22 protein-coding genes are annotated in these 21190 nt (G+C 72.1%); 16 read left to right on the forward strand and 6 right to left on the reverse strand.

Annotated elements, in window-relative coordinates; all coding sequences use genetic code 11:
* Positions 1-159 precede the first annotated feature (159 nt).
* Positions 160-1989 (forward strand): phosphoenolpyruvate carboxykinase (GTP), encoded by a 1830-nt coding sequence (locus BM242_RS01850; RefSeq protein ID WP_425443791.1) that lies wholly within the window; start codon positions 160-162, stop codon positions 1987-1989.
* A gap of 132 nt (positions 1990-2121) precedes the next feature.
* Here BM242_RS01850 and BM242_RS01855 read toward each other — a convergent pair whose 3' ends face one another.
* Positions 2122-3333 (reverse strand): pyridoxal phosphate-dependent aminotransferase, encoded by a 1212-nt coding sequence (locus BM242_RS01855; protein WP_093836803.1) that lies wholly within the window; start codon positions 3331-3333, stop codon positions 2122-2124.
* A 141-nt stretch (positions 3334-3474) separates the two neighbouring features.
* Here BM242_RS01855 and BM242_RS01860 point away from each other — a divergent pair, with 141 nt between their 5' ends.
* Together BM242_RS01860 and BM242_RS01865 are read left to right on the forward strand one after the other, a co-directional pair.
* Positions 3475-4515 carry an SDR family NAD(P)-dependent oxidoreductase gene (locus BM242_RS01860; RefSeq protein WP_093836804.1) on the forward strand — a complete coding sequence of 347 codons (1041 nt, stop codon included), beginning with the start codon at positions 3475-3477 and terminating at the stop codon, positions 4513-4515.
* A gap of 211 nt (positions 4516-4726) precedes the next feature.
* Positions 4727-6001 (forward strand): amino acid deaminase, encoded by a 1275-nt coding sequence (locus BM242_RS01865; RefSeq protein ID WP_093836805.1) that lies wholly within the window; start codon positions 4727-4729, stop codon positions 5999-6001.
* 34 nt (positions 6002-6035) lie between these two features.
* On the opposite strand, the gene BM242_RS01870 is transcribed toward BM242_RS01865, so the two are convergent.
* Together BM242_RS01870 and BM242_RS01875 are read right to left on the reverse strand one after the other, a co-directional pair.
* Complete coding sequence (locus BM242_RS01870) at positions 6036-6860, reverse strand: ABC transporter permease (RefSeq protein WP_093836806.1); 825 nt, start codon at positions 6858-6860, stop codon at positions 6036-6038.
* On the reverse strand, positions 6857-7852 hold the full coding sequence (locus BM242_RS01875; protein WP_093836807.1) for an ATP-binding cassette domain-containing protein: 996 nt from the start codon (positions 7850-7852) through the stop codon (positions 6857-6859). The genes BM242_RS01870 and BM242_RS01875 overlap by 4 nt, the downstream gene beginning before the upstream one ends.
* A gap of 372 nt (positions 7853-8224) precedes the next feature.
* Here BM242_RS01875 and BM242_RS01880 point away from each other — a divergent pair, with 372 nt between their 5' ends.
* From BM242_RS01880 to BM242_RS01915, 8 genes are all read left to right on the forward strand, one after another.
* Positions 8225-9094 (forward strand): hypothetical protein, encoded by an 870-nt coding sequence (locus BM242_RS01880; protein WP_093836808.1) that lies wholly within the window; start codon positions 8225-8227, stop codon positions 9092-9094.
* Between the two features lie 161 nt (positions 9095-9255).
* A complete protein-coding gene (gene cpaB / locus BM242_RS01885) occupies positions 9256-10038 on the forward strand; it encodes a Flp pilus assembly protein CpaB (RefSeq protein ID WP_093836809.1) in 783 nt (260 codons plus the stop codon).
* 110 nt (positions 10039-10148) lie between these two features.
* Entirely contained in the window at positions 10149-11369 is a 1221-nt protein-coding gene (locus BM242_RS01890; RefSeq protein ID WP_093836810.1) for a CpaE/TadZ family protein, read from the forward strand.
* On the forward strand, positions 11369-11833 hold the full coding sequence (locus BM242_RS01895) for a TadE/TadG family type IV pilus assembly protein (RefSeq protein ID WP_093836811.1): 465 nt from the start codon (positions 11369-11371) through the stop codon (positions 11831-11833). The genes BM242_RS01890 and BM242_RS01895 overlap by 1 nt, the downstream gene beginning before the upstream one ends.
* A gap of 1 nt (position 11834) precedes the next feature.
* A complete protein-coding gene (locus BM242_RS01900; protein ID WP_093836812.1) occupies positions 11835-12257 on the forward strand; it encodes a TadE/TadG family type IV pilus assembly protein in 423 nt (140 codons plus the stop codon).
* A gap of 57 nt (positions 12258-12314) precedes the next feature.
* The gene (locus tag BM242_RS01905) at positions 12315-13655 is read left to right on the forward strand and encodes a TadA family conjugal transfer-associated ATPase (protein ID WP_093836813.1); all 1341 of its coding nucleotides are present in this window, start codon (positions 12315-12317) and stop codon (positions 13653-13655) included.
* A gap of 10 nt (positions 13656-13665) precedes the next feature.
* Entirely contained in the window at positions 13666-14754 is a 1089-nt protein-coding gene (locus BM242_RS01910; RefSeq protein ID WP_425443803.1) for a type II secretion system F family protein, read from the forward strand.
* Positions 14755-14871: 117 nt separating this feature from the next.
* Entirely contained in the window at positions 14872-15762 is an 891-nt protein-coding gene (locus BM242_RS01915) for a DUF5936 domain-containing protein (protein ID WP_093837286.1), read from the forward strand.
* Positions 15763-15784: 22 nt separating this feature from the next.
* Here the strand turns inward: BM242_RS01915 and BM242_RS01920 are convergent, their stop codons facing one another.
* Both BM242_RS01920 and BM242_RS01925 read right to left on the reverse strand, forming a co-directional pair.
* Positions 15785-16102, reverse strand: a complete 318-nt coding sequence (locus BM242_RS01920; protein WP_093836814.1) for a hypothetical protein — start codon at positions 16100-16102, stop codon at positions 15785-15787.
* Between the two features lie 38 nt (positions 16103-16140).
* Complete coding sequence (locus BM242_RS01925) at positions 16141-16782, reverse strand: hypothetical protein (protein ID WP_093836815.1); 642 nt, start codon at positions 16780-16782, stop codon at positions 16141-16143.
* A gap of 450 nt (positions 16783-17232) precedes the next feature.
* Here BM242_RS01925 and BM242_RS01930 point away from each other — a divergent pair, with 450 nt between their 5' ends.
* The 4 genes from BM242_RS01930 to BM242_RS01945 are packed head-to-tail and all read left to right on the forward strand — an operon-like array spanning position 17233 to position 19630.
* A complete protein-coding gene (locus BM242_RS01930) occupies positions 17233-17433 on the forward strand; it encodes a hypothetical protein (RefSeq protein ID WP_093837287.1) in 201 nt (66 codons plus the stop codon).
* Positions 17433-18089 (forward strand): pilus assembly protein TadG-related protein, encoded by a 657-nt coding sequence (locus BM242_RS29125; RefSeq protein WP_175541207.1) that lies wholly within the window; start codon positions 17433-17435, stop codon positions 18087-18089. Before BM242_RS01930 ends, BM242_RS29125 begins: the two co-directional genes overlap by 1 nt.
* A 58-nt stretch (positions 18090-18147) precedes the next feature.
* Entirely contained in the window at positions 18148-18762 is a 615-nt protein-coding gene (locus BM242_RS01940) for a hypothetical protein (protein ID WP_093836817.1), read from the forward strand.
* A gap of 22 nt (positions 18763-18784) precedes the next feature.
* Positions 18785-19630, forward strand: coding sequence for an OmpA family protein (locus BM242_RS01945; RefSeq protein ID WP_139238240.1), 846 nt, complete (start codon positions 18785-18787; stop codon positions 19628-19630).
* Positions 19631-19701: 71 nt separating this feature from the next.
* Here the strand turns inward: BM242_RS01945 and BM242_RS01950 are convergent, their stop codons facing one another.
* Positions 19702-20445 carry a hypothetical protein gene (locus tag BM242_RS01950; RefSeq protein ID WP_093836819.1) on the reverse strand — a complete coding sequence of 248 codons (744 nt, stop codon included), beginning with the start codon at positions 20443-20445 and terminating at the stop codon, positions 19702-19704.
* Between the two features lie 139 nt (positions 20446-20584).
* Between BM242_RS01950 and BM242_RS01955 the strand changes: the two genes are divergently transcribed.
* Positions 20585-21154, forward strand: a complete 570-nt coding sequence (locus BM242_RS01955) for a DUF1990 domain-containing protein (RefSeq protein ID WP_245833742.1) — start codon at positions 20585-20587, stop codon at positions 21152-21154.
* The last annotated feature ends 36 nt before the right edge of the window (positions 21155-21190 follow it).

Below are 21190 nucleotides of genomic sequence, written 5' to 3' on the forward strand. Positions count from 1 at the left end.
ACACAGACGTGTACGCCTGGCAGCATCAGATGAGCGTGGTCGATACCGGATGAGCGCCAGCGGCATCCGGATCGCAGCCCCCACGGGGTCGATTCAGTCGTGTCAAAACGGATATGTGTGCAGATATCCGACAGAGCACCCTCACCCTTGGAGCGAGACGTGGCGCCCACAACAACGGCTCCCACCCACACCCCGGCCCCCACCAACCACAAGGAACTCCTCGCCTGGGTCGACGAGATCGCGGCCCTCACCCAGCCCGCCCGCGTGGTCTGGTGCGACGGCTCCGAAGCGGAGTACCTCCGTCTCAGCGAGGAACTGGTGGCCCGGGGAACGTTCCGCAAGCTGAACCCCGAGCGGCGCCCGCACTCCTACTACGCCGCGTCCGACCCGACCGACGTCGCCCGGGTCGAGGACCGCACCTTCATCTGCTCCGCGCGCGAAGAGGACGCCGGACCCACCAACCACTGGATGGACCCCGCGAGGATGCGGGAGATCTTCTCCGGCCCCGGAGGACTCTTCCGCGGTGCGATGCGCGGCCGGACCATGTATGTGGTGCCGTTCTGCATGGGACCGCTCGGGTCGCCGCTCTCCGCCCTGGGCGTGGAGATCACCGACTCCGCCTATGTCGCCGTCTCCATGCGCATCATGACCCGGATGGGCCGCGCGGTGCTCCAAGAGCTCGGCGACTCGGGCGAGTTCGTGCGCGCCGTGCACTCGGTCGGCGCGCCGCTCGCCGCGGGCCAGGCCGATGTGGCGTGGCCGTGCAACCCCACCAAGTACATCTCGCACTTCCCCGAGGACCGGGAGATCTGGTCCTTCGGCTCCGGCTACGGCGGCAACGCCCTGCTGGGCAAGAAGTGCTACGCGCTGCGCATCGCCTCGGTGATGGCCCGCGACGAGGGCTGGCTGGCCGAACACATGCTGATCCTCAAACTCACCCCGCCGCAGGGCGAGGCCCGGTACGTGGCCGCGGCGTTCCCCTCCGCCTGCGGCAAGACCAACCTGGCCATGCTCCAGCCCACCATCCCCGGCTGGAAGGTGGAGACCATCGGGGACGACATCGCCTGGATGCGCTTCGGCGAGGACGGCCGGCTCCGCGCCATCAACCCGGAGGCCGGCTTCTTCGGGGTGGCGCCGGGAACCGGTGAGCACACCAACGCCAACGCCATGCGCACCCTGTGGGGCAACGCCATTTTCACCAATGTCGCCCTGACCGACGACAACGACGTCTGGTGGGAGGAGATGACGCCCGAGCCGCCGGCGCATCTCACCGACTGGAGGGGCAACGACTGGACGCCCGGGACCCCGGCCCCGGCAGCTCATCCCAACGCCCGGTTCACCGTGCCGGCCGCGCAGTGCCCGATCATCGCGCCGGAGTGGGAGGACCCCGCGGGCGTGCCGATCTCGGCGATCCTCTTCGGCGGCCGGCGGGCCACGGCGGTGCCGCTGGTGACCGAGTCCTTCGACTGGCAGCACGGCGTCTTCCTGGGCGCCAACGTGGCCTCCGAGAAGACCGCCGCGGCCGAGGGCACGGTCGGCGAACTGCGCCGCGACCCGTTCGCCATGCTGCCCTTCTGCGGCTACCACATGGGTGACTACTTCGCCCACTGGCTGCGGCTCGGCGAGCGCGCCGACGCGGCGAAGCTGCCCCGCATCTACTACGTCAACTGGTTCAAGAAGGACACCGACGGGCGGTTCGTCTGGCCCGGCTTCGGTGAGAACAGCCGGGTGCTGAAGTGGATCGTGGAGCGGCTGAACGGGCGGGCCGAGGGCGTGGAGACACCGATCGGGGTGCTGCCCGCGCCGGGCGCCCTGGACACCGAGGGCCTGGACATCAGCCGGCAGGACCTGGACTTCCTGCTCACCGTGGACCCCGAGGTCTGGCGGCAGGAGGCCGCGCTGATCCCGGACCACCTCAGCACCTTCGGCGATCGCACCCCCAAGGAGCTGTGGGAGGAGTACCGGAAACTGGTCGACCGGCTCGGCTGACCCCTCACCCCGCCACGAGCCGGCACCCCCGGGCCCCGCACAACGGCGTGCGGGGCCCTTTCCGCGCCGCCTCGCACCGGCCCCGGCACTGCCCGGTACTGCCCGGTACTGCTCAGTGCTGCTCAGCGCTGCTCAGTACTGGCTGTATCCGTCCAGGAAGGCGCCGATGCGGGAGATGGCGTCGGCGAGCTGTTCGGCCCGGGGCAGGGTGACGATGCGGAAGTGGTCGGGCTCGGGCCAGTTGAAGCCGGTGCCCTGCACGATCATGATCTTCTCGGCACGCAGCAGATCGAGCACCATCTGCCGGTCGTCCTTGATCTTGTAGACCTTGGGATCCAGCCGGGGGAAGGCGTAGAGCGCGCCCTTGGGCTTGACGCAGGTCACCCCGGGGATGCCGGTGAGCATCCGGTAGGCCACGTCGCGCTGCTCGCGGATGCGTCCGCCGGGGAGCACAAGCTGCTCGATGGACTGCCGCCCGCCCAGCGCCGCGGCCACCGTGTGCTGGGCGGGCACATTGGCGCACAGCCGCATGTTGGCCAGGATGGTCAAGCCCTCGATATAGCTGACCGCGTGGTCCTTGGGGCCGCACACCGCGAGCCAGCCGCAGCGGTAGCCGGCCACCCGGTAGTTCTTGGACAGCCCGTTGAAGGTCAGGGTGAGCAGATCGGGGGCGATGGCCGCGGTGGGGGTGTGGGTGGCGCCGTCGTAGAGGATCCGGTCGTAGATCTCGTCCGAGCAGACCACGAGCTGGTGGCGGCGCGCGATCTCGGTGAGCTCGCGCAGCATCTCCTCGGTGTACACCGCGCCGGTCGGGTTGTTCGGGTTGATGATCACCAGCGCCTTGGTGCGGTCGGTGATCTTCCGCTCGATGTCGGCGAGGTCCGGCATCCAGTCGGCCTGCTCGTCGCAGCGGTAGTGCACGGCGGTGCCGCCGGCCAGCGCCACCGCGGCCGTCCACAGCGGATAGTCCGGCGCGGGCACCAGCACCTCGTCCCCGTCGTCCAGCAGCGCCTGCATGGCCATCTGGATCAGCTCGGAGACGCCGTTGCCCAGATAGACGTCCTCGACCGAGAGATAGATGCCCTTGGTCTGGTAGTGCTGCTGCACGGCGCGCCGGGCGGAGAGCAGCCCCTTGGCGTCGCCGTAGCCGTGGGCGCTGCCCACATTCCGCAGGATGTCCTCCAGGATCTCCGGCGGGCACTCGAAGCCGAACGCGGCGGGGTTGCCGGTGTTCAGCTTCAGGATGCGGTGACCTGCCGCCTCCAGCCGCATGGCCTCCTCGAGAACCGGGCCGCGGATCTCGTAGCAGACATTGGCGAGCTTTGTTGACTGAATCACCTGCATGCTGCACACCCTACGGGCCCGGAACTCCGGGCGCTCCGTGTTTTCGGCCACCCGGGTGGGGGCGGTGGACGCACCCGCACGCCGGGTACCCGGGCGCGGAAGAAGGCGGAGGCGCCCGAGGAGGGCCGGAGGGAGCACGTCATGCCGGGCAGACCGGAACAGGCGGTACACCGGGCCGTGCGGCCCGGCCGGCGGGCACGCGACGCCGTGGTGGTGGTCACCGGCGCGTCCAGCGGCATCGGCCGGGCCACCGCAGTGGCCTTCGCCCGCCGCGGGGCCCGGCCGGTGCTGGCCGCCCGCCGGGAGGAGGCGCTGTGGGAGACCGCCCGGGAGTGCGCCGGGCGGCGCGGCGCCCGGGACGGCGGACGCATCCTGGTGCTGCCCACCGATGTGACCGACCCCGGCGCGGTGCGGGACCTGGTCCGCCGCACCGTGGCGCACTTCGGCCGGATCGACGTCTGGGTCAACTGCGCCGCCGTCGTGGCCTTCGGCCGCCTCGACGACGTGCCCGCGGCCGACGACCGCCGGGTGCTGGAGGTCAATGTGCTGGGCACGGTGCACGCGGCCCGCGCGGTGCTGCCGGTGCTGCGTGCCCAGGGACATGGCACGCTGATCAACGTCTCCTCGGTGGTCGCGGTGGCCGGCCAGCCCTTCGCGCACTCCTACGCCATGTCCAAGGCGGCGGTGCGGACCCTGGGCGCCGGGCTGCGGCAGGAGCTGTGGCTGGCCGGCGAGCACGGCATCAGCGTGTGCACCGTGCTGCCGTCCAGCATCGACACCCCGATCTTCACCCAGGGTGCCAACTACACCGGCCACCGGATCCGGCCGGTGCCCCCGGTCTACCCGCCGGAACGGGTGGCTCGGGCGGTCGTGGAACTGGCCCGCTCGCCGCGTCCGGAGATCGTGGTGGGCGGCGCCGGGCGGGGGCTGGCCATGGCGGCCCGCCTGTGGGCCGGCGCGGCGGAGAAGACCATGGCGCACCGCAGCGGGCACCGGATGCTGGGCCCGGCCCCGGACGGCGCGGTGCCGGACAGCGCGGGCAATCTGTACGAGCCGACGCCCGGCGCCGGCAGCGCGCACGGCGGCTGGGGCGGCGGGCGCGCGGCCCGGCGGCTGGCCGCCGCCGCGGCCGTCACAGGGGTGGCGCTGGGCCTCGGGCGGATCCTGCGGCACCACCGCTGACCGGCGGTTTCCGGTACCGGACCAGGCTCCGTTGACCAGGTCATCGGCGGATGTTAGACAGGACCTGCACGCGCCGCCATGGCGCGTGCACCATGCGCGACGAACGCCTTGTCGGGGAGGTCATCGGCCATTGCCCAACCGCCGGGGGTCCCCCGCTCCGCCCTCGCCCGCCGGGGAGCCCGGCCCGACCGGAGAGACGAGCCAACCGGAAATGCACATCGGCAGCGCGCTCGAAAAGCTCGGGGACGAGGTCGTCGACCACCGGTTCCGGGGCCTGCCGCCGGACGCCGACGGCCGGACCGTCCGCGATCTGGCCGCGGAACGCCGCAATCTGCACCGCGGCGGATTCACCACTCCCGTGCTCACCCTCTCCGCCGAGGCGGTGGAGCACAATCTGCGCTCCATGGAGCGGTTCTGCAGCCGCCACGGCCTGGCCTTCGCGCCGCACGGCAAGACCTCCATGGCGCCACAGCTCTTCCGGCGCCAGCTCGACCACGGCGCCTGGGGCATCACCGTGGCCGTGCCGCACCAGGCCCGGGTGGCCCGGGCCTACGGGGTGCCGCGGATCTTCCTGGCCAACGAGGTGGTGGACGAGGCGGCCCTGGCCTGGCTGGCGCGGGAGCTGGACCGCGATCCGGGCTTCCGCTGCGTGGTCTACGCCGACTCGGTGCACGGGGTGCGGCTGATGGACGCCGCGCTGACCGCCGCCGGGGCGCGCCGCCCGCTGGAGGTGGTGGTGGAGCTGGGCGCCGCGGGCGCCCGCAGCGGGGTGCGCACCGTGGCCCGGGCGGCGGAGGTGGCCGACGCCGTCACCGCCGCACCGGCACTGCGGCTGACCGGCGTGGCCGGTTACGAGGGCGAGCTCATGGACGCGGACGCCTCCCGGGTGCGGGGCTGGATGCGGGAGCTGGTCTCGCTGGCCGTGGAGTTCGACAAGGCCGGGCGCTTCCAGCAGACCGAGGAGGTGATCGTCAGCGCCGGCGGCAGCGCCTGGTTCGATGTGGTCGCCGAGGTCTTCCAGGAACTGCCCGCGCTCTCCCGGCCGGTCTGCCGGCTGCTCCGCTCCGGCGCCTACATCAGCCACGACGACGGCCGCTACCGGGCCGTCACGCCCTTCAACCGGATCCCGCAGGAGGGCTCGCTGCTCCCCGCCTTCCGGCTGTGGACCCAGGTGATCTCGCGGCCCGAGCCGGACCTTGCGCTGGTCAACGCCGGGAAGCGGGACGTCGCCTACGACCTGGGCCTGCCCGAGGTGCAGGTCATCCGGGAGCCGGGCGGCCGGATGCGGTCCGGGGCGGGGCTCACCGTGAGCAGACTGGCCGACCAGCACGCCTTTGTCCGCGGCCCGGAGGAGAAGCTGCCGCAGGTCGGTGACTGGGTGGGACTGGGCATGTCCCACCCGTGCACCATCTTCGAGAAGTGGCCGCTGATCCCCCTGGTGGCCGGGGACGGCACGGTCACCGACTACATCCGCACCGTCTTCTGAATCCTCGTCCTCCGGGCCGCCGGCCGCCGGGCCGTCACACCCGGCGCTTGAAGGTCCACACCGACAGCGGCGCGAACACCGCGGCGATGGCTCCCGCCCACAGCAGGGTCTGCAGCACCGGGGTGGCCACCGGGCCGCCCAGCATCAGCCCCCGGCAGGCGTCGGCGATGATGCTCACCGGGTTGACGTCCACCCACGCCTGGAGCCAGCCCGGCATGGTCTCCACCGGCACGAACACATTGCTGACAAAGGTCACCGGGAACAGCGCGGTGAAGCCGAAGATCTGCACCCGCTCGGCGTCCTTGGCGGTCAGGCCCACCAGCACCGCCACCCAGGAGAAGGCCAGCGCGAACACCAGCAGCAGCACCACCGCGCCGGCCAGGCCGAGGAAGCCGTTCTCCAGCCGGAAGCCGAGGATCATGCCCACCCCCAGCACCAGCACGATGGACCAGAGCTGCTTCACCTGGTCGGCCATGATCCGGCCGGCCAGCGGCGCCCAGCGGGCGATGGGCAGCGACCGCAGCCGGTCGAAGACGCCCTTGGTCAGGTCGGTGTTCAGGCCCTGGCCCACATAGAGCGTCACGAACAGCATGTTCATCGCGACCATGCCGGGCAGCATGAACGTCAGATAGTCGCTGACCGAGCCCGCGATGGCGCCGCCGAAGACATAGGTGAACAGCAGCACGAACATGATCGGCTGGATGCTGAAGTCGCTCAGCTCCCAGGGGTTGTGCCGGACCTGGACCACCGTCCGCCACGCCAGGGTGAGACTCTGCCGCACCCCGTCCGCCAGACTCACCCGCTGCGGCAGACCGCCCTCGGGGGCCGCCGACGCGGCCGGGACCTTCACGCTGCTCATGCCTTGCTCCCTTCACCGCCGGACGCGGACTTCTCGGCCTTGACCATGTCTTCCTCTTCCTCCTCGGCGGGGTGGCCGGTGAGGGAGAGGAAGACCTCGTTCAGACTGGAACCGCGCAGCGCCAGCTCGGTGAGCACCACGCCCTCCTCGTCCAGCCGGCGCACCACGGCGCCCAGCACCGCGGGATCCGCCACCGGAGCGGTGACCAGCTTCCCCTTGACCTCGGGGGCCGACCCGGTCAGCTCGGCAACCGCCGCCCGCACCGCCGGCACCCTGCTCTCGTCCAGCGGCCGGACGGCCAGGGTCTGGGCACCGATCTTCGCCTTCAGCTCGTCCGGCGAACCACTGGCGATCTTGCGACCGCGGTCGATCACCACGATCTCCTCCGCCAGCTCGTCGGCCTCCTCCAGATACTGCGTGGTCAGCAGCACGGTGGTGCCCTCGGCGACCAGGGACCGGATCATCCCCCACAGCTCGGTACGGGCCCGCGGGTCCAGACCGGTGGTCGGCTCGTCCAGGAACAGCAGCGGCGGGCGGCCGACCAGGCTGGCCGCCAGATCCAGCCGGCGCCGCATGCCGCCGGAGTAGGTCCCGGCGGCGCGGCCCGCGGCGTCGCTGAGCTGGAACTGCTCCAGCAGCTCCTTGGCCCGCTGCCGGGCCGCCGCCCGGCCGTATCCCAGCAGGCGGCCGATCAGCAGCAGATTCTCGGTACCCGTGAGCTGCTCGTCCACCGAGGCGTACTGCCCGGTGAGGCCGATGAGCTGGCGTACCCGGTGGGCATCGTCCTGGATGTCGTAACCGCCGACCGTGGCCCGCCCGGCATCGGGCGGCAGCAGGGTGGCCAGCACGCGCACCATGGTCGTCTTGCCCGCACCGTTCGGCCCCAGCAGGCCCAGGACCGTGCCGGTCCTCACCTGAAGATCCACGCCGCCCAGGGCGGTGGTGGTACCGAAGCGTTTGACCAGGCCCTCCGCCTGGATTGCCAGCTCCATGGTGCACTCCCTTCGAGGTTCCTCTCCGAGCATTGCGCGCCCCACTGACAGTCGCGAGCGGATTTCCCCCGCGACGCCGCGTGCGGTCCCCCGCTGACCTGCGGAGAAAAAACTTCCGCGGCTACCGCGGCCCGCTCCGCGACGGCGCGTGTCAGTCTCGGTGGAGAGGACGGAACGGAGGCCCGTCGGGTTGCCCGCCGTCCGCCCACGGCACGCGGCCTTCCCGGCCGGCCGACGGTGCCGGTCCGGCGTCATGACGGGGTTCGGCCCGGCCTGGCCTGCTCGCCTCGGATGTCGATAAGCTGCTCAACTGGCAGACTCGGCGGCACCACTGGAACGGACACGGGACGCTCGGCCCGGGGGGAGCGGCGCATGCCCATGGCAATCGCGGTGACCAGCCCCGATCTTGTGCTGCCGGTCGCCGATCCGCGCACACCCGGCGCCCATGTGCTGCGCCCGCCCGCGGAGCAGGACTTCCCCTCCGCGCTGGCCGAGACCGCCGGACTGCTGGAACGCCATGGTCATCTGCTCGTGATCTATCCGGGCGGCACCCCGCTGCCGCACATCCAGCGGCTGCACGCGGTGCGCGCCCTGCTGGAGGCCGACCGGATCGCCCTGCTGCCCGGCCCGCTGCCGCCGCTGGGCACCGCCGTGCTGGTCCGCCAGCTCCGCCAGCTCTCGGTCTGCGACTTCAGCCCGGGCGTGCTGGCCTCCGCCGCCCGGCTGCTGGCCCACTACGTCTACGCCGGCGCCCAACTGGCCGGCGGCCGGGCCCTGGAGAAGCTGCCGGTCGAGCTGCCCGCGCTGCCGGCCACCCGCTCCGGGGGGCCCTGCGTGGTGCTGGCCGGGCCGACCCCCCAGGTGGTCCGCACCGGGGAGGGCACCCTGGCCGGACCGCAGTTCGCCACCACCCTCACCTACGCCGTCGGCGGCCTGGGCAGCGACTGGGTGGCGGGTGAACTGGCCCGCCGGTGGCGGGTCGGCGGTGTGCACCCGGTGCGGCTCCCGGAACGTTCCCCGCACTGGTGGGGCACCCACAAACTCGTCGAGTTCGCGGCCGGCATCCCCGATGTCGGACCGCTCTACCAGATGGTCAGCTCGGTGCGGCAGGAGACCTGCCACTGGTGCGGCCTGGCCCTGATCGGGGACCGCTGCGCATTCTGCGCCGCCCCGGTGGTGACACCCGCCGACCGCCGGCCCCCGGCCCTGCCCGCCCTGGTGCCACGCCGTGCCCTGACCTGACCCGGCCGGCCCGGCCCGTCCCGGCCCGCCCGAAGGCCGAGCCGCCGGAGCTTGCCGCCCGCCCGTCCGGGAAGCCTCCCGAAGACATCCGGCCGGCCACCGCGCCGCCACCGACCAGCCCTCCGCAACCGACAGACCGACGGAAGAGAGAGACCGGCCCTATGAACGCTCGCCAGCGGCGCGGCGCCGTCCTGCTGCTCGTCTCCGCACTGCTGGCGCTCGCCGCCTTCGCCGGTGTCCTGGCCGTGGTGCGGGACGTCCGCTCCAAGGTGGGGCCCGAAGTCACCGCCTATGAGCTGGCCGAGGACATCCGGCCCTATGAGGAGCTGAGTCCCGATCAGTTCCGCGAGGTCTCGATGCCGGAGCGCTATGTGCCGGACACCGCCGTGCGGGATCTGGCCGCGATCGAGGGCAAGGTCGCCGTCGGGCCGCTGCTCGAAGGCTCCCTGCTCCAGAACGACATGATCTCCGACCGCCCCGATCTGTCCGAGGGCGAGATGGAGATCGCCATCATGATCGACGCCTCCACCGGGGTGGCCGGGAAGATCTATCCCGGTGCCACCATCAACATGTACGCCGCCTACAGCGTCGACCTGCCCGACGAGGACGGCAGACTGGGCGGTGACGGCGGCGAACAGGAGGACATCGAGATCGTCCGGCTCATGGTGAACAACGCCCGCGTCATCGACGTCGGCGACCTCACCGAGGTCGAGGAGGACCGTGAACAGGTCGAAGTGGTGCCCATCACCTTCGCGCTGACCAACCTGGACGCCCAGCGGGTCGCCTTCGCCGAGGCCTTCGCCGAGCAGGTCCGGCTCGCCCTGGTCGCCCCCGGCGACGAGCGGGACATCCCGCGCGAGGAGTGGACCTACACCATCGTCGGGGACATCCTCGGCAATCCGCACACCGATCCGCTGCAGTTCGGCGGCGGATCCTCGGAATGATCCACCGGATGATCCACCGGATGATCCAGGGAATGTTCCAGGGAATGGGGCCCCGCAGACGTGGCCATGAGAACCATGAGTAAGCAGGACTGAGAGCAGGTGCCAACCCGATGACAACGCGCGTACTCCCGGCGGTGAGCGACCCCGACGCCGCTCGCGCCATGGTCACGCTGCTCAGCCAGCTTCCCGGCTGCGAGCCCCTGGGGCCGGTTCCGGACTCCACCGCCCTGCTCGACACGCTGGCCGCGCAAGCCCACGAAACCGTTGCCGACCTGCCGGAAGTGGTGGTCATCCACGAACGGATGGGCCCGCTGCCCGCCCTGGAGCTGATCCGCGAGGTGGCGCTGCGCTTCCCCGCGGTGGGTGTGGTGCTGGCCTCCGCCGACCCCACCCCCCGGCTGTACTCCGCGGCCATGGAGGCGGGCGCCCGGGGCCTGGTGGGCCTGCCGCTGTCCTACGACGAGCTGGCGGCCCGGATCACCGCCGCCGGGCAGTGGGCCGCCGGCATGCGCCGCCACCTGGGGGTGGGCGACGCCATGACCTCCGGGCCGGGCGCCCGGATGGTGACCGTCGCCGGCGCCAAGGGCGGCGTCGGCACCAGCCTGCTGGCCTGCCAGCTCGCGCTGGCCGCCCGGGCCGGCGGTCCCGGCGACCGGCGGGTGCTGCTGGTCGACCTCGACCTGCTCTGCGGCGACCTCGGTTCCTTCTTCGACGTGCAGTTCCGCCGCTCGGTCGCCGATCTCTCCGGGATCGCCGACATCACCCCGCAGGTGCTGGCCGAGGCCGTCTTCCCGCACGAGACCGGGCTGTCGCTGCTGATCGCCCCCGCCGAGGGGGAACGCGGCGAGGACGTCAGCGACACCACCGTCCGGCAGCTCCTCAACGCCGTCCGCAGCCGCTATGACGTGGTGATCGCGGACTGCGGCTCGCACCTGTCCGGCGCCACCGCCGCGGCGGTGGAGGCCTCCGACACCGCGCTGCTGGTCACCACCCCCGATGTGATCTCCGTGCGGGCCGTCAACCGCATGGTGCGGATGTGGGACCGGCTGCAGATCCGCAAGGCCGAGGAGACCCTCACCGTGGTCAACCGGCTGGGCCGCGGCAGCCATATCCAGCCGCAGCTCATCTCGCGGATCACCGGCACCCGGGTGGCGCGCTCCGTGATCCCGGCGGCCTTCCGCGAACTGCAGGAGGCCATGGACGCCGGCCGCATCCAGGACCTGGACCACCGGGGGAGCGTGCGGCGGGCCATGTGGGCGCTGGCCGCCGAGATCGGGATCAGCGCCCCCGACGCCGCTCCGGCGAGCGGCCGACGGAAGGCGAAACGCTGATGCCCCTTGCCGTCATACCCCGGCTCCGGACGCGGGCCCGGGACCTGCCGCGGGACGGCTCCGGCCCCGGACCTGAGCCCGGTCCCGGCCGCCGTGCCGCCGCGGACCGGGGGTCGGTGCTGGTCGAGTTCGTGGGGATGTTCCCGTACATCCTGCTGATGATGGCCCTCATCTGGCAGGGCATCCTCATCGGCTACACCTTCTCGCTGGCCGGCAACGCCGCGGACCAGGGCGCCCGGGCGGGCGCCGCCGCCCAGGGCGGCGCCGGGGCCTGCCAGGACAAGGCCCTGGAGGACCTGCCCGGCGCCTGGCAGGGCAGCGCCGCCGTCACCTGCGCGGACGACGGCACGGTCTACACCGCGGAGGTGGTGCTGACCGTTCCGGTGCTCTTCCCGGGGGTGCTCTCCTCCCCGATCACCATCGACGGGCGGGCCGGCGCCGCCGACGAGCGGGAGGGCGGCTGACATGCGCGGCAGCGGCAGCGGCAGCGGAGGCGGCGGCGTGCGCCGCGGCCCGGTGTTCCGGCGGGGAACCGCGCGGCGGGACGACGGTGTCACCGCCGTGGAGTTCGCCGGCTGGCTGCCCATCCTGATCATGGTGGCGCTGGCCGGTATCCAGCTCGGTCTGATCGGCTTCGCCGCGCTCCAGGCCGGCTCCGGGGCCCGCGCCGCCGCCCGGGTCGCCTCCGTGGAGGAGACCGCCGGGGACTGGGAGCCGGCCGGACAGCAGGCCATGAGCGGCTGGCTGTCCGGCAGCGTCACCATGGACGAGGGCTGCGGCGGCGACGGCGAGGTCACCGTCACCGCCACCGTCACCATCCCCTCCGTACTGCCGTTCTTCGGCGGCCTCGGAGACGCCGCCAAGACCGTCACCATGCCCTGCGACTGACCACCACCCCGCACGACCGACACCTGTGCACCGAACCCGAACCACCGAGGAGACCGGATGGGCCTGAGGTCCCGGCTCGCCGCCCAGGACGAGCCCGCCGAGGCCGGCCACGGCGACAGCCGGCTGGTCGCCACCTACCGCGCCAAGCTCCTGGAGGAGATCGACCTCGCCGAAATGGCCGGCATGGGCACGGCCGAGCGCCGCGAGCGCCTGGAGCGGGTCCTCGGCCACATCCTCAGCCGGGAGGGCCCGGTGCTCTCCGCCCAGCAGCGCGCCCTGCTGATCCGGCGGGTGGTCGACGAGGCGCTCGGCCTCGGCATCCTCGAACCCCTTCTGGAGGACGCCTCCATCACCGAGATCATGGTCAACGGGCCGGACCGGATCTTTGTGGAGCGCGCCGGACGGGTGGAGCAGCTTCCGCTCCGCTTCGCCTCCGAGGAACAGCTCATGCAGACCATCGAGCGCATCGTCTCGGCGGTCAACCGCCGGGTGGACGAGTCCAACCCCATGGTCGACGCCCGGCTGCCCAGCGGCGAGCGGGTCAATGTGATCATCCCGCCGCTCTCGCTGACCGGCCCCTCCCTGACCATCCGCCGCTTCCCCCGCGCCTACACCCTGGCCGAACTGATCGGCTTCGGCACCCTGGACCAGCAGATCATGCTGCTGCTGGCCGCCCTGGTACGGGCCAAGTTCAACGTGATCGTCTCCGGCGGCACCGGCTCGGGGAAGACCACCCTGCTGAACGCCCTGTCCGGCCTGATCCCGCCGGGCGAGCGCATCATCACCGTGGAGGACGCCGCCGAACTCCAGCTCCAGCAGAACCATGTGGTCCGGCTGGAGTCCCGGCCGCCCAATGTGGAGGGCAAGGGCGAGGTCACCATCCGGGAACTCGTGCGCAACTCCCTGCGCATGCGCCCCGACCGCATCATCGTCGGCGAGGTCCGCGGCGGCGAGACCCTGGACATGCTCCAGGCCATGTCCACCGGCCACGACGGCTCGCTGGCCACCGTGCACGCCAACAGCGCCGAGGACGGCCTGATGCGGCTGCAGACCCTGGCCTCCATGTCCGAACTCCAGGTCCCCTTCGAGGCGCTGCGCGACCAGATCAACAGCGCGGTGGACGTCCTGGTCCAGCTCGTCCGCCACCCCGACGGCACCCGGCGCATCGAAGAGGTGGCGCTGCTGGCCAGCCGCGGCCGGGAGCCGTTCCGGATCGCCACCGTGGCCCGCTTCGACGCCCAGCCGATGACCCCGGACGGCACGGTGCCCGGCGCCTTCCGGCACTTCCCCCTGCCGCGCGCGGTGGCGGAACGCCTCCGCCTGGCGGGCGAATCGCTGCCGGCGGCCTTCGGCGTCCTGCCGGACGACCGCCGGCTCATCACCAGGGAGGCCCTCTGACATGGGCGACATGGGCGGCATGGCCGCCGCACCGCTGGCCGCCTCGTTGAGCGCACCGTTGAGCGCGCCGTTGAGCGCGCCGTTGGCCGTACCTCCCGTCTCCGCGCTGGCCGCCGACAGCTCCGCCCGGCTGTCCCTGCTCGCCCTCGGGCTGGCCCTGCTGGCCGCGGTGGTCGCCGTGGCCGGCCTGGTCGTCTACGCCTCCGGCCGGGCCGAGCAGCGCGAACTGCTGCGCCGGCTCTCCGGGCCGGCCCCCGCGCCGGCCGACCCGATCACCGCCGCCGTCCTGGCCAAGCACTCCCTGCCCGCCCGCAGCCGCCGCTTCGAGCGCGTCGACCGGCGGCTGCGCGGCACCTCCCTCGGGCGCGGCCTCCGGCTGCGCCTGGCCGCGACCGGTCTCGACATCACCCCCGGCGAGTATGTGGTGTACGTCGGCGGGATCACCGTGGCGCTGTGGCTGGCCGGCGCGGTGGTACTGGCCCCGTTCTTCGGACCGGTGTGCGCCCTGATCGGCCTCTGGGGCGGCCGTGCCTACCTCAACTGGCAGCGCGCCAAGCGCAATGAGAAGTTCATCGCCCAGCTCCCCGAGCTGGCCCGGCTGATCGCCAACGGCACGGCCGCCGGACTCGCCCTGCGCACCGCGCTGTCCATGGCCGCGGAGGAGCTGGAGGACCCGGCCGGCTCCGAACTTGCGGTGGTGGCCAACCAGCTCGCCGTCGGCCGCTCCATGGAGGAGGCCCTGGACGAGATGAGCGAGCGGCTGCCCTCCCGGGAGCTGAGCGTGCTGGTCGCCACCCTGATCCTGGCCAACCGGGCGGGCGGCGCGATCGTCGAGTCGCTGCGCAACCTCACCAGCACGCTGGAGGAGCGCAAGGAGACCCGCCGCGAGGTGCGCACCATGCTGGCCGAGATCAACGCCACCGCGGTCACCGTCCCGGCGCTCGGACTCGGTGCCCTGCTGCTGATCAACGCGATGGCACCGGGGGCGCTGTCCCGGGTCACCGGGTCCACCGGCGGCCAGATCGCCATGCTGGTGTCGCTGGGCCTGTACGCCGTCGGGTTCATGGTGGTCCGCCGCATCGGACGTATCGATGTCTGACCTGCCGCGGCCCGGACCGGCCGGCCACCGCCACTGTCCGGTGGCCCCCGGGACCCCGGGGACATGGGAGTCACCGAGAACGCCGAGGACGCCGAGGACACCGAGGAGGCGCACCGCATGATCGCTCTGCTGCTGGCCCTGGCCGCGGCCGTCGCCGTGGCCGGCGTGGTCGCCGCCGTCCGGATGCTGCGCTCGGGCACCCCGCTGCCCCCGGACCTGGCACTGGCACTGGAGATCGGCGCCACCCGCACCACGGTCACCGGATCGGCCGTGGACCGGCTGGGCATCCGGTTCGTCCCGCTGGTGCTGCGGCTGATGGGCACCAAGGCGGTGGAGCGTAAGCGCCTGCGCATCGACCAGGCGGGCAACCCGGACGGCCTGACCATCGAGCGCTATGCCGCCCGCCGCGCCGTCTACGGCCTGCTCGGCGTGTGCACCGCGTTGGTGTTCTTCGCCGCCGGCTGGCCGCTGTTCGGCCTGTTCGGCCTGGCCTTCGGGCTGTTCGCGGCGGACGCCCTGATCTGGCAGGCGGTCCGGGCCCGCAAGGACGAGATCGAGCGCATCCTGCCGGACTTCCTGGACGTGATGGCCGTGGTGGTCTCGGCGGGCCTGGGCTTCCGGCAGGCGCTGGACCGGGTCGCCGCCCGCTACCCGGGCCCCTGGTCGCACGAGATCCAGATCACCCTGCGCCAGATGGACATGGGGGTCTCCCGCCGCGAGGCGTTCGAGCAGCTGCGCCGCCGCAACGACTCCGACCCGGTCAACCAGTTCGTCGCGGCGTTGCAGCAGGGCGAGGAGCTCGGTGCGCCGATCGCCGAGACGCTGGTGCAGATCGCCAACGACATGCGGCGCACCGACGCCCAGAACGCCCGCCGCCGGGCCAGCCGGGCCGTCCCCAAGGCGACCATGGCGACCCTGGTGTTCATGGTCCCGGCCACCATGGTCATCATCGTCACCGGGATGATCCTGGGCTCGGGCACCGACCTGCTCGGCGTGCTCGACCGCTGAGCGTGCCCGGCCCGGGCGGCGCTCAGACGGGCTGGTTCTGCCCGCCGCCTTCGGAGCCGTCGCCCTCCAGCGAGGACTCCAGGTCGTGGTCCATGGTCTGGAAGGTGTCGACCACCTGCTCGGAGATCTCCTTGATGGCCTCCAGCTGGCCGTCGATCTCCTTGCGGCCGTCCCGCCAGTTGTCGACGAAGTCCTCCAGGGCCTTCCGGACGCTCTCGTCCCCCATGTCGTCCTCGTAGTTCTCGACATCCTGGCCGGTGCCGTTCATCCGGTCCCGGATGGACTGCATCTCCCCGCCGAAGTTCTCCAGCATTTCGAACGGGACCTTGAGATCACTCATGCGGAACTACCTCCCCGGGAACGGATCGGACGAACGGGTCACAGGAAGCGGAAGGTGGATGTCACCGCGTCGAAGACGTCGAAGAAGGAGTCGGCCAGGTCCAGCACCTGGCTGCTGCCGGAGACCAGCGCGATCTTGTCGGCGCTGCCGGGCACCGGAATGTAGGTCTGCATCAGCACCACCCGGAGCAGCCGCGGATCCCCCTGGTATCTGATGTCCTCGACGCCGTGGGTCCGGGCGACGGTTCCCACCCCGGGAATCTCGACGGTGGACACCCGGCGCCAGGGGTCGCCCTCCTTGCGCGGCTTGATCTCGGTCAGCCGGCGGGCGATGGCGGCCGGATCGGTGGCGGGCGCCGAGCCGTCCTGGGCACGGGCGTTGATCAGCGACACGGTCAGGCTGGCGGTGATGGGCACCTCGCCGCCGAAGGCGTCGGCCATGCAGCCGATGTAGGCGGCGCCGTTGTCCCATGCCTCCTTTGCCTGGCGGCGCAGGAAGGTGCGGATGGTCTCGCGGTGCGCGGCCATCTGCGGCGAGGCCTTCACCCGTTCCTCGACCAGGCGGCGGATGGAGTCGTCGCGGGTCTCCGGCCGGATGTCGAACTCCCACCAGCTGTCCGGGACCTTGATGTGGAAGCCCTCCCGCTCCACCGGGACGGTGTCCACCCACTTGCCGGTCATCCCTGCCCCCTTCCGTGTCCGCGCCGTGCACTCCCGGTCACCGTACCGTCCGGCCGGGGGCGCACGACGGCGGACCGGACGCCGGATGACCGGCGGATGTCAACCGACAGCATGCGGACAGCCTCTTTCCGTAGGCAACCCCGTCAATCTAACCTGCACACCTGACAAGTGAGGGAGTGCGGCGACCGGCGAACCGGCGGAGGGCGTCCGGCTCCCGCTGCCTGACGGCAGCCTGTGACCGCGGGAGGGGCGCCATGGCACGACCGGCCCCTGAGGGCGTACCCCCGGGTCCGTCTTCGGTCTGCGAAAGCGGCGCAACTGGACGGAATTGCGCGGGCGCCCAGATACCTGGACACTCGGGTCCGCAGTACGGTGTGGGCTGCACCGCCAGGGGTACCGACACACCATCAGCATCAGGGCCCGCGGGCCCTGCCGGAGGGGATGAACGTGATGGGCAGAGTGATCAGTGGCTGGGGCCGGCGGACGGCCCGCCGCCTGCGCGGTGCCGACGGCGACCGGGGCGCCGGTTTCGTCGAGTACGCGGGCCTGCTCCTGCTGATCGCCTCCATCGTGGTGGCCGTCGTCGCCCTCGGCCTGGACGAGACGATCGCCAACGCCATTCAGGGGGCGGTGGAGGACATTCTCGAGTGATGTGCCGCCGGCCCGTCGGGGACGACGGAGCCGCATTCGGCCTCTTCATCTGGATGGTGAGCGGGCTGCTGCTCATCGCCCTGACCTTCTTCGTCTTCGCCCAGGCCGCCGTGAGCCGCAGCGACAGCCAGTCGGCTGCCGACGCCGCCGCGCTGGCCGCCGTCCGCGAGGCACGCGACGACATTTACGACGATTTCCTCGATGTGCTCGAGGACGAGGAGCTCGAGGGCCTGGAGGACATCCTCGACGGTGCCGACTTCGGGTCGGACTCCGCGTGCGCGGCAGCCGCCGCCATGGCCGCGCAGAATGACGCGGAACTGGTGGAGTGTGCGCCGGTTCCGGCGGGTCAGGGCTACCGGGTGGTCGTGCAGAACGCCGTGGGCGAATCGGTCATCCCCGGAACCGAGGACCAGCACGCCCGGGCCGAGGCCACCGCCGTGCTGGGCACACTGTGCGCCGACGCCAGTGATGGGGGAGACGGTGGAGACGACGGCGGGGGCGAAGGGGACGAAGGGGACGAAGGGGAAGAGGAAGAAGAGGAAGAGGACGAGCCCGTCCGGCTGTCTTGCGACGATGGTGACTGGGAGTTCGACGCCAGTGATGCGGACGCGCTGCCCATGGCCAGGGATCTCTTCCGGATCTATCTCGATGACTGACACTCTTTGAGAATTGATACAGCGCGCAGACTGAAGACTTGACAGGGGCAGTTGTCCGATGAATCTCCGTGATGGCAAGACAAGACTCATTCTGATCGCCGCCGCCCTGGGCATCGCCCTGGTGGTCGCCGTCGCAAGCTGCGGCGGAGGTGAGGACGACGGCGGCGAGCAGAAGGAGGACGGACAGTCCCAGGAGACCGCCAATACCGGTGAGGAGCAGCCGGAGGGCGAGACATCGGACAACCAGGGCGGCGAGGAGACCGAGGGGGGCGAGGAGTCTTCCGCCATCGGGCAGGTCACCACTCCCGAGGGAATCAGCATCACCTTCACCCGGGCGGAGCGCGAGGACGGCGGCTTCCTCACGATCGAGGGCAGCATCACCAACAACGGCTCGGAACGGCTCTTCGACGTGGGCTGGGCCGGACCGGAGAAGGAACTCGCCGAGAACGGCTTCTCGATGGCCGGAGCGACCCTGACCGCGAGGACAGAGGGCAAGCGGTACCTCATCCTCCGGGACACCACCGGCCGCTGCCTCTGCACCGGCTTCGCCGGGTCCATCAAGCCGGGCGAGACCGTGAGCTGGTTTGCGCAGTTCCCCGCACCGGATCCGGCGACCGACGAGGTCGACTTCCAGATCGGCACCATTCCGGCCGTCACTCTTGAGATCCAGTGAGGGGTGAAGCGAGGTGGACAGCATGAACAGTCGCCGGCATCTCTCGCAGCGGGCCGCGGTGGTGGTGGCGGCGGTGACGGTGGGTGCGCTGGCCGTGCCCGGGCACGCCTGGGCGGCCGAGGACGACGACTTCGAACAGCCGCCCGGCTACGAGGCCCCGGCCACGCCGGAGGTCGATGCCAACGCGCCCGGCCTGCGGCTGGGCGATGGCGCCACGCTGGCCACGCCGGAGGTGCTGGACATCAAGTTTGTGGTGGAGAGCATCGGCGGGGCGGACGCCGGCACCGGCGATACCACCGGCGATACCACCGGCGATACCACCGGCGATACCGCCGGTGGTGCCACTGACGGCGGCACCGACACCTCCGGCGGCAGCGGCGACTCCACCGGCGGCACCACGGAGGGTGGTACGGATGGTGTCACCGGCGAGACCGGCGAGACCGGGGAGACCGGGGAGACCGGCGGTCAGGACACGGACACCAGCGGTCCCCGTGAGGAACGCACCGGCGGCACCCGCAAGTTCGTGCTCCAGACCGACGTGCTGTTCGCCAAGGGCAGTGCCGAACTGAGCGACGACGCCCGCGCGGCGCTGGCATCGGTCGCCGTGGCCATCGAGGAGCAGCAGCCGGAATACGTCAACGTCTTCGGCTTCACCGACGACCTGGGCTCCTACGAGTCCGGTCTCACGCTCTCCAACGACCGGGCCAAGAACGCCCGGGAGGTGCTGCTGGAACTGATCGACGATCCCTCCGGCATCACCTTCAACGTCCGCGGCTACAGCGAGGACTACCCCATCTACGACAACAACACGGAGGAGGGCCGGCAGAAGAACCGCCGAGTGGAGATCTCCTGGCCCACCGCCGCCTGAGCACGCCCCCGCCCCGCCCCCGTCTCCCGGCAGCCGGCCCCGTCTTCGGCGTGTCCCGGCGGCGGCCGTCGTCACCCCGTGGTGACGGCCGCGACCGCCTCCTCGGCCAGCCGCCGGAGGTCTCCGGCCTCGGCCTCACCGAGCGGCGCCGCGCCGTCCAGCGCGTACAGCTTGATGTCCACCACCACATTGGCCCGCCGGGCCTGGACGGTGATCCGGGTGCCGTCCCGCCCTTCCCGGTATGCCTCGTCGCCGATCGCCAGCGTCTCCGCCTCCGCGTGCTCGCGGCGCTCCGCAAAGGCCCGTTCCGCCGACGCCACCGACCTGTCGTCGGTGCCCTGCCACGGGAAGAGCCGGTAGGTGAGATACAGCAGCCGCTGCTCGTCCTGCCATCCGCAGGTGCGCTGATCGGTGGCGATGTCCCGGTAGCCGCCGGTCTCCGGCGCGGACGCCTCCGGCACCAGCACCGCGGCCCGCTCCGCAGCCACCTCGCACGGGTCCGGCACCGAGCCGGCCAGCCCGCTGCCCGGGAACCAGGGCGCCCGCCACGGCTGGTCCAGCGGAAGTGTCGCCAGCACGGCGGTGACCACGGCGCCCGCCGCCGCCCAGCGGACGGCCGGCCCCATCCGCCCGCGCTTGCGCCCGCGCCCCTGGACGGCGTGCCAGAGCACCACCGCGATCAGCAGCAGCCCGAGCCACTGCAGGGCGGACAACTGCCAGTGGAACGCCCACCACACGACCGCGACCAGCACCGGCAGGGCCAGCGCGTGCGGCCACAGCGGCCGTCGGCCTTTCTCGTTCTTCTCCTCGGACATCGTGCGGGTCCCTCCCCGTGCGGCCCCGTTCCGCGGCCCCGTCCCTCACTCCCGGCCCACGCGGCTCCGGCGGGCGCTTGTGCTGTCAGCCCTCACATCCTGCCCTACCGCCCGGCCCGTCCTCGGATACGTTTTCGGAATGATGTCTGACGACGGACCCGGCGACGCGGGCCGGACGGACACGGCCGGCTTCACCTACCCCGATGTCGGGGCCACCCGCTCCGGCCCGGCGGCGCTGCCGCCGCCGGGCCACCGCCTGCTGCGGGTGTGTGTGCCGCTCGGCCATGGCGCGGCCCTGGCCAGGGAGGCCGGCCGGGCGCTGATGGACTGGCGGATGCACCGCGCGCTCGGCGTCATGGTGGCGGCCGACACCCCGGAGGCGGAGCCGGGCAGCCGGGTGGTGATCGGACTGGGGGTGGGGCGGTTCCGCCTGGCCGCTCCCTGCCGGGTGGTCTGGACGGTGCGCGAGCCGGACCGTACCGGCTGGGCCTATGGCACCCTGCCCGGCCATCCGGTGTCCGGGGAGGAGGCGTTTGTCGTGGAGCGGGCGCCGGACGGCACCGTCCGGCTCACGGTGACGGCCTTCAGCCGGCCCGTCGCCTGGTGGACCCGGGCGGGCGGGCCGCTGGCGCGCGCCGGGCAGCGGCTCTATGCCCGCCGCTGCGGCCGGGTACTGCGCCGCCTTGCCCGGCGGGCGATGTCCGGCTGATCCCGCCCGGTGGCGGGGCCCGTCCCGCCATGTGTT

The organism is Streptomyces aidingensis (assembly GCF_900112355.1).
GTDB lineage: Bacteria > Actinomycetota > Actinomycetes > Streptomycetales > Streptomycetaceae > Streptomyces > Streptomyces aidingensis.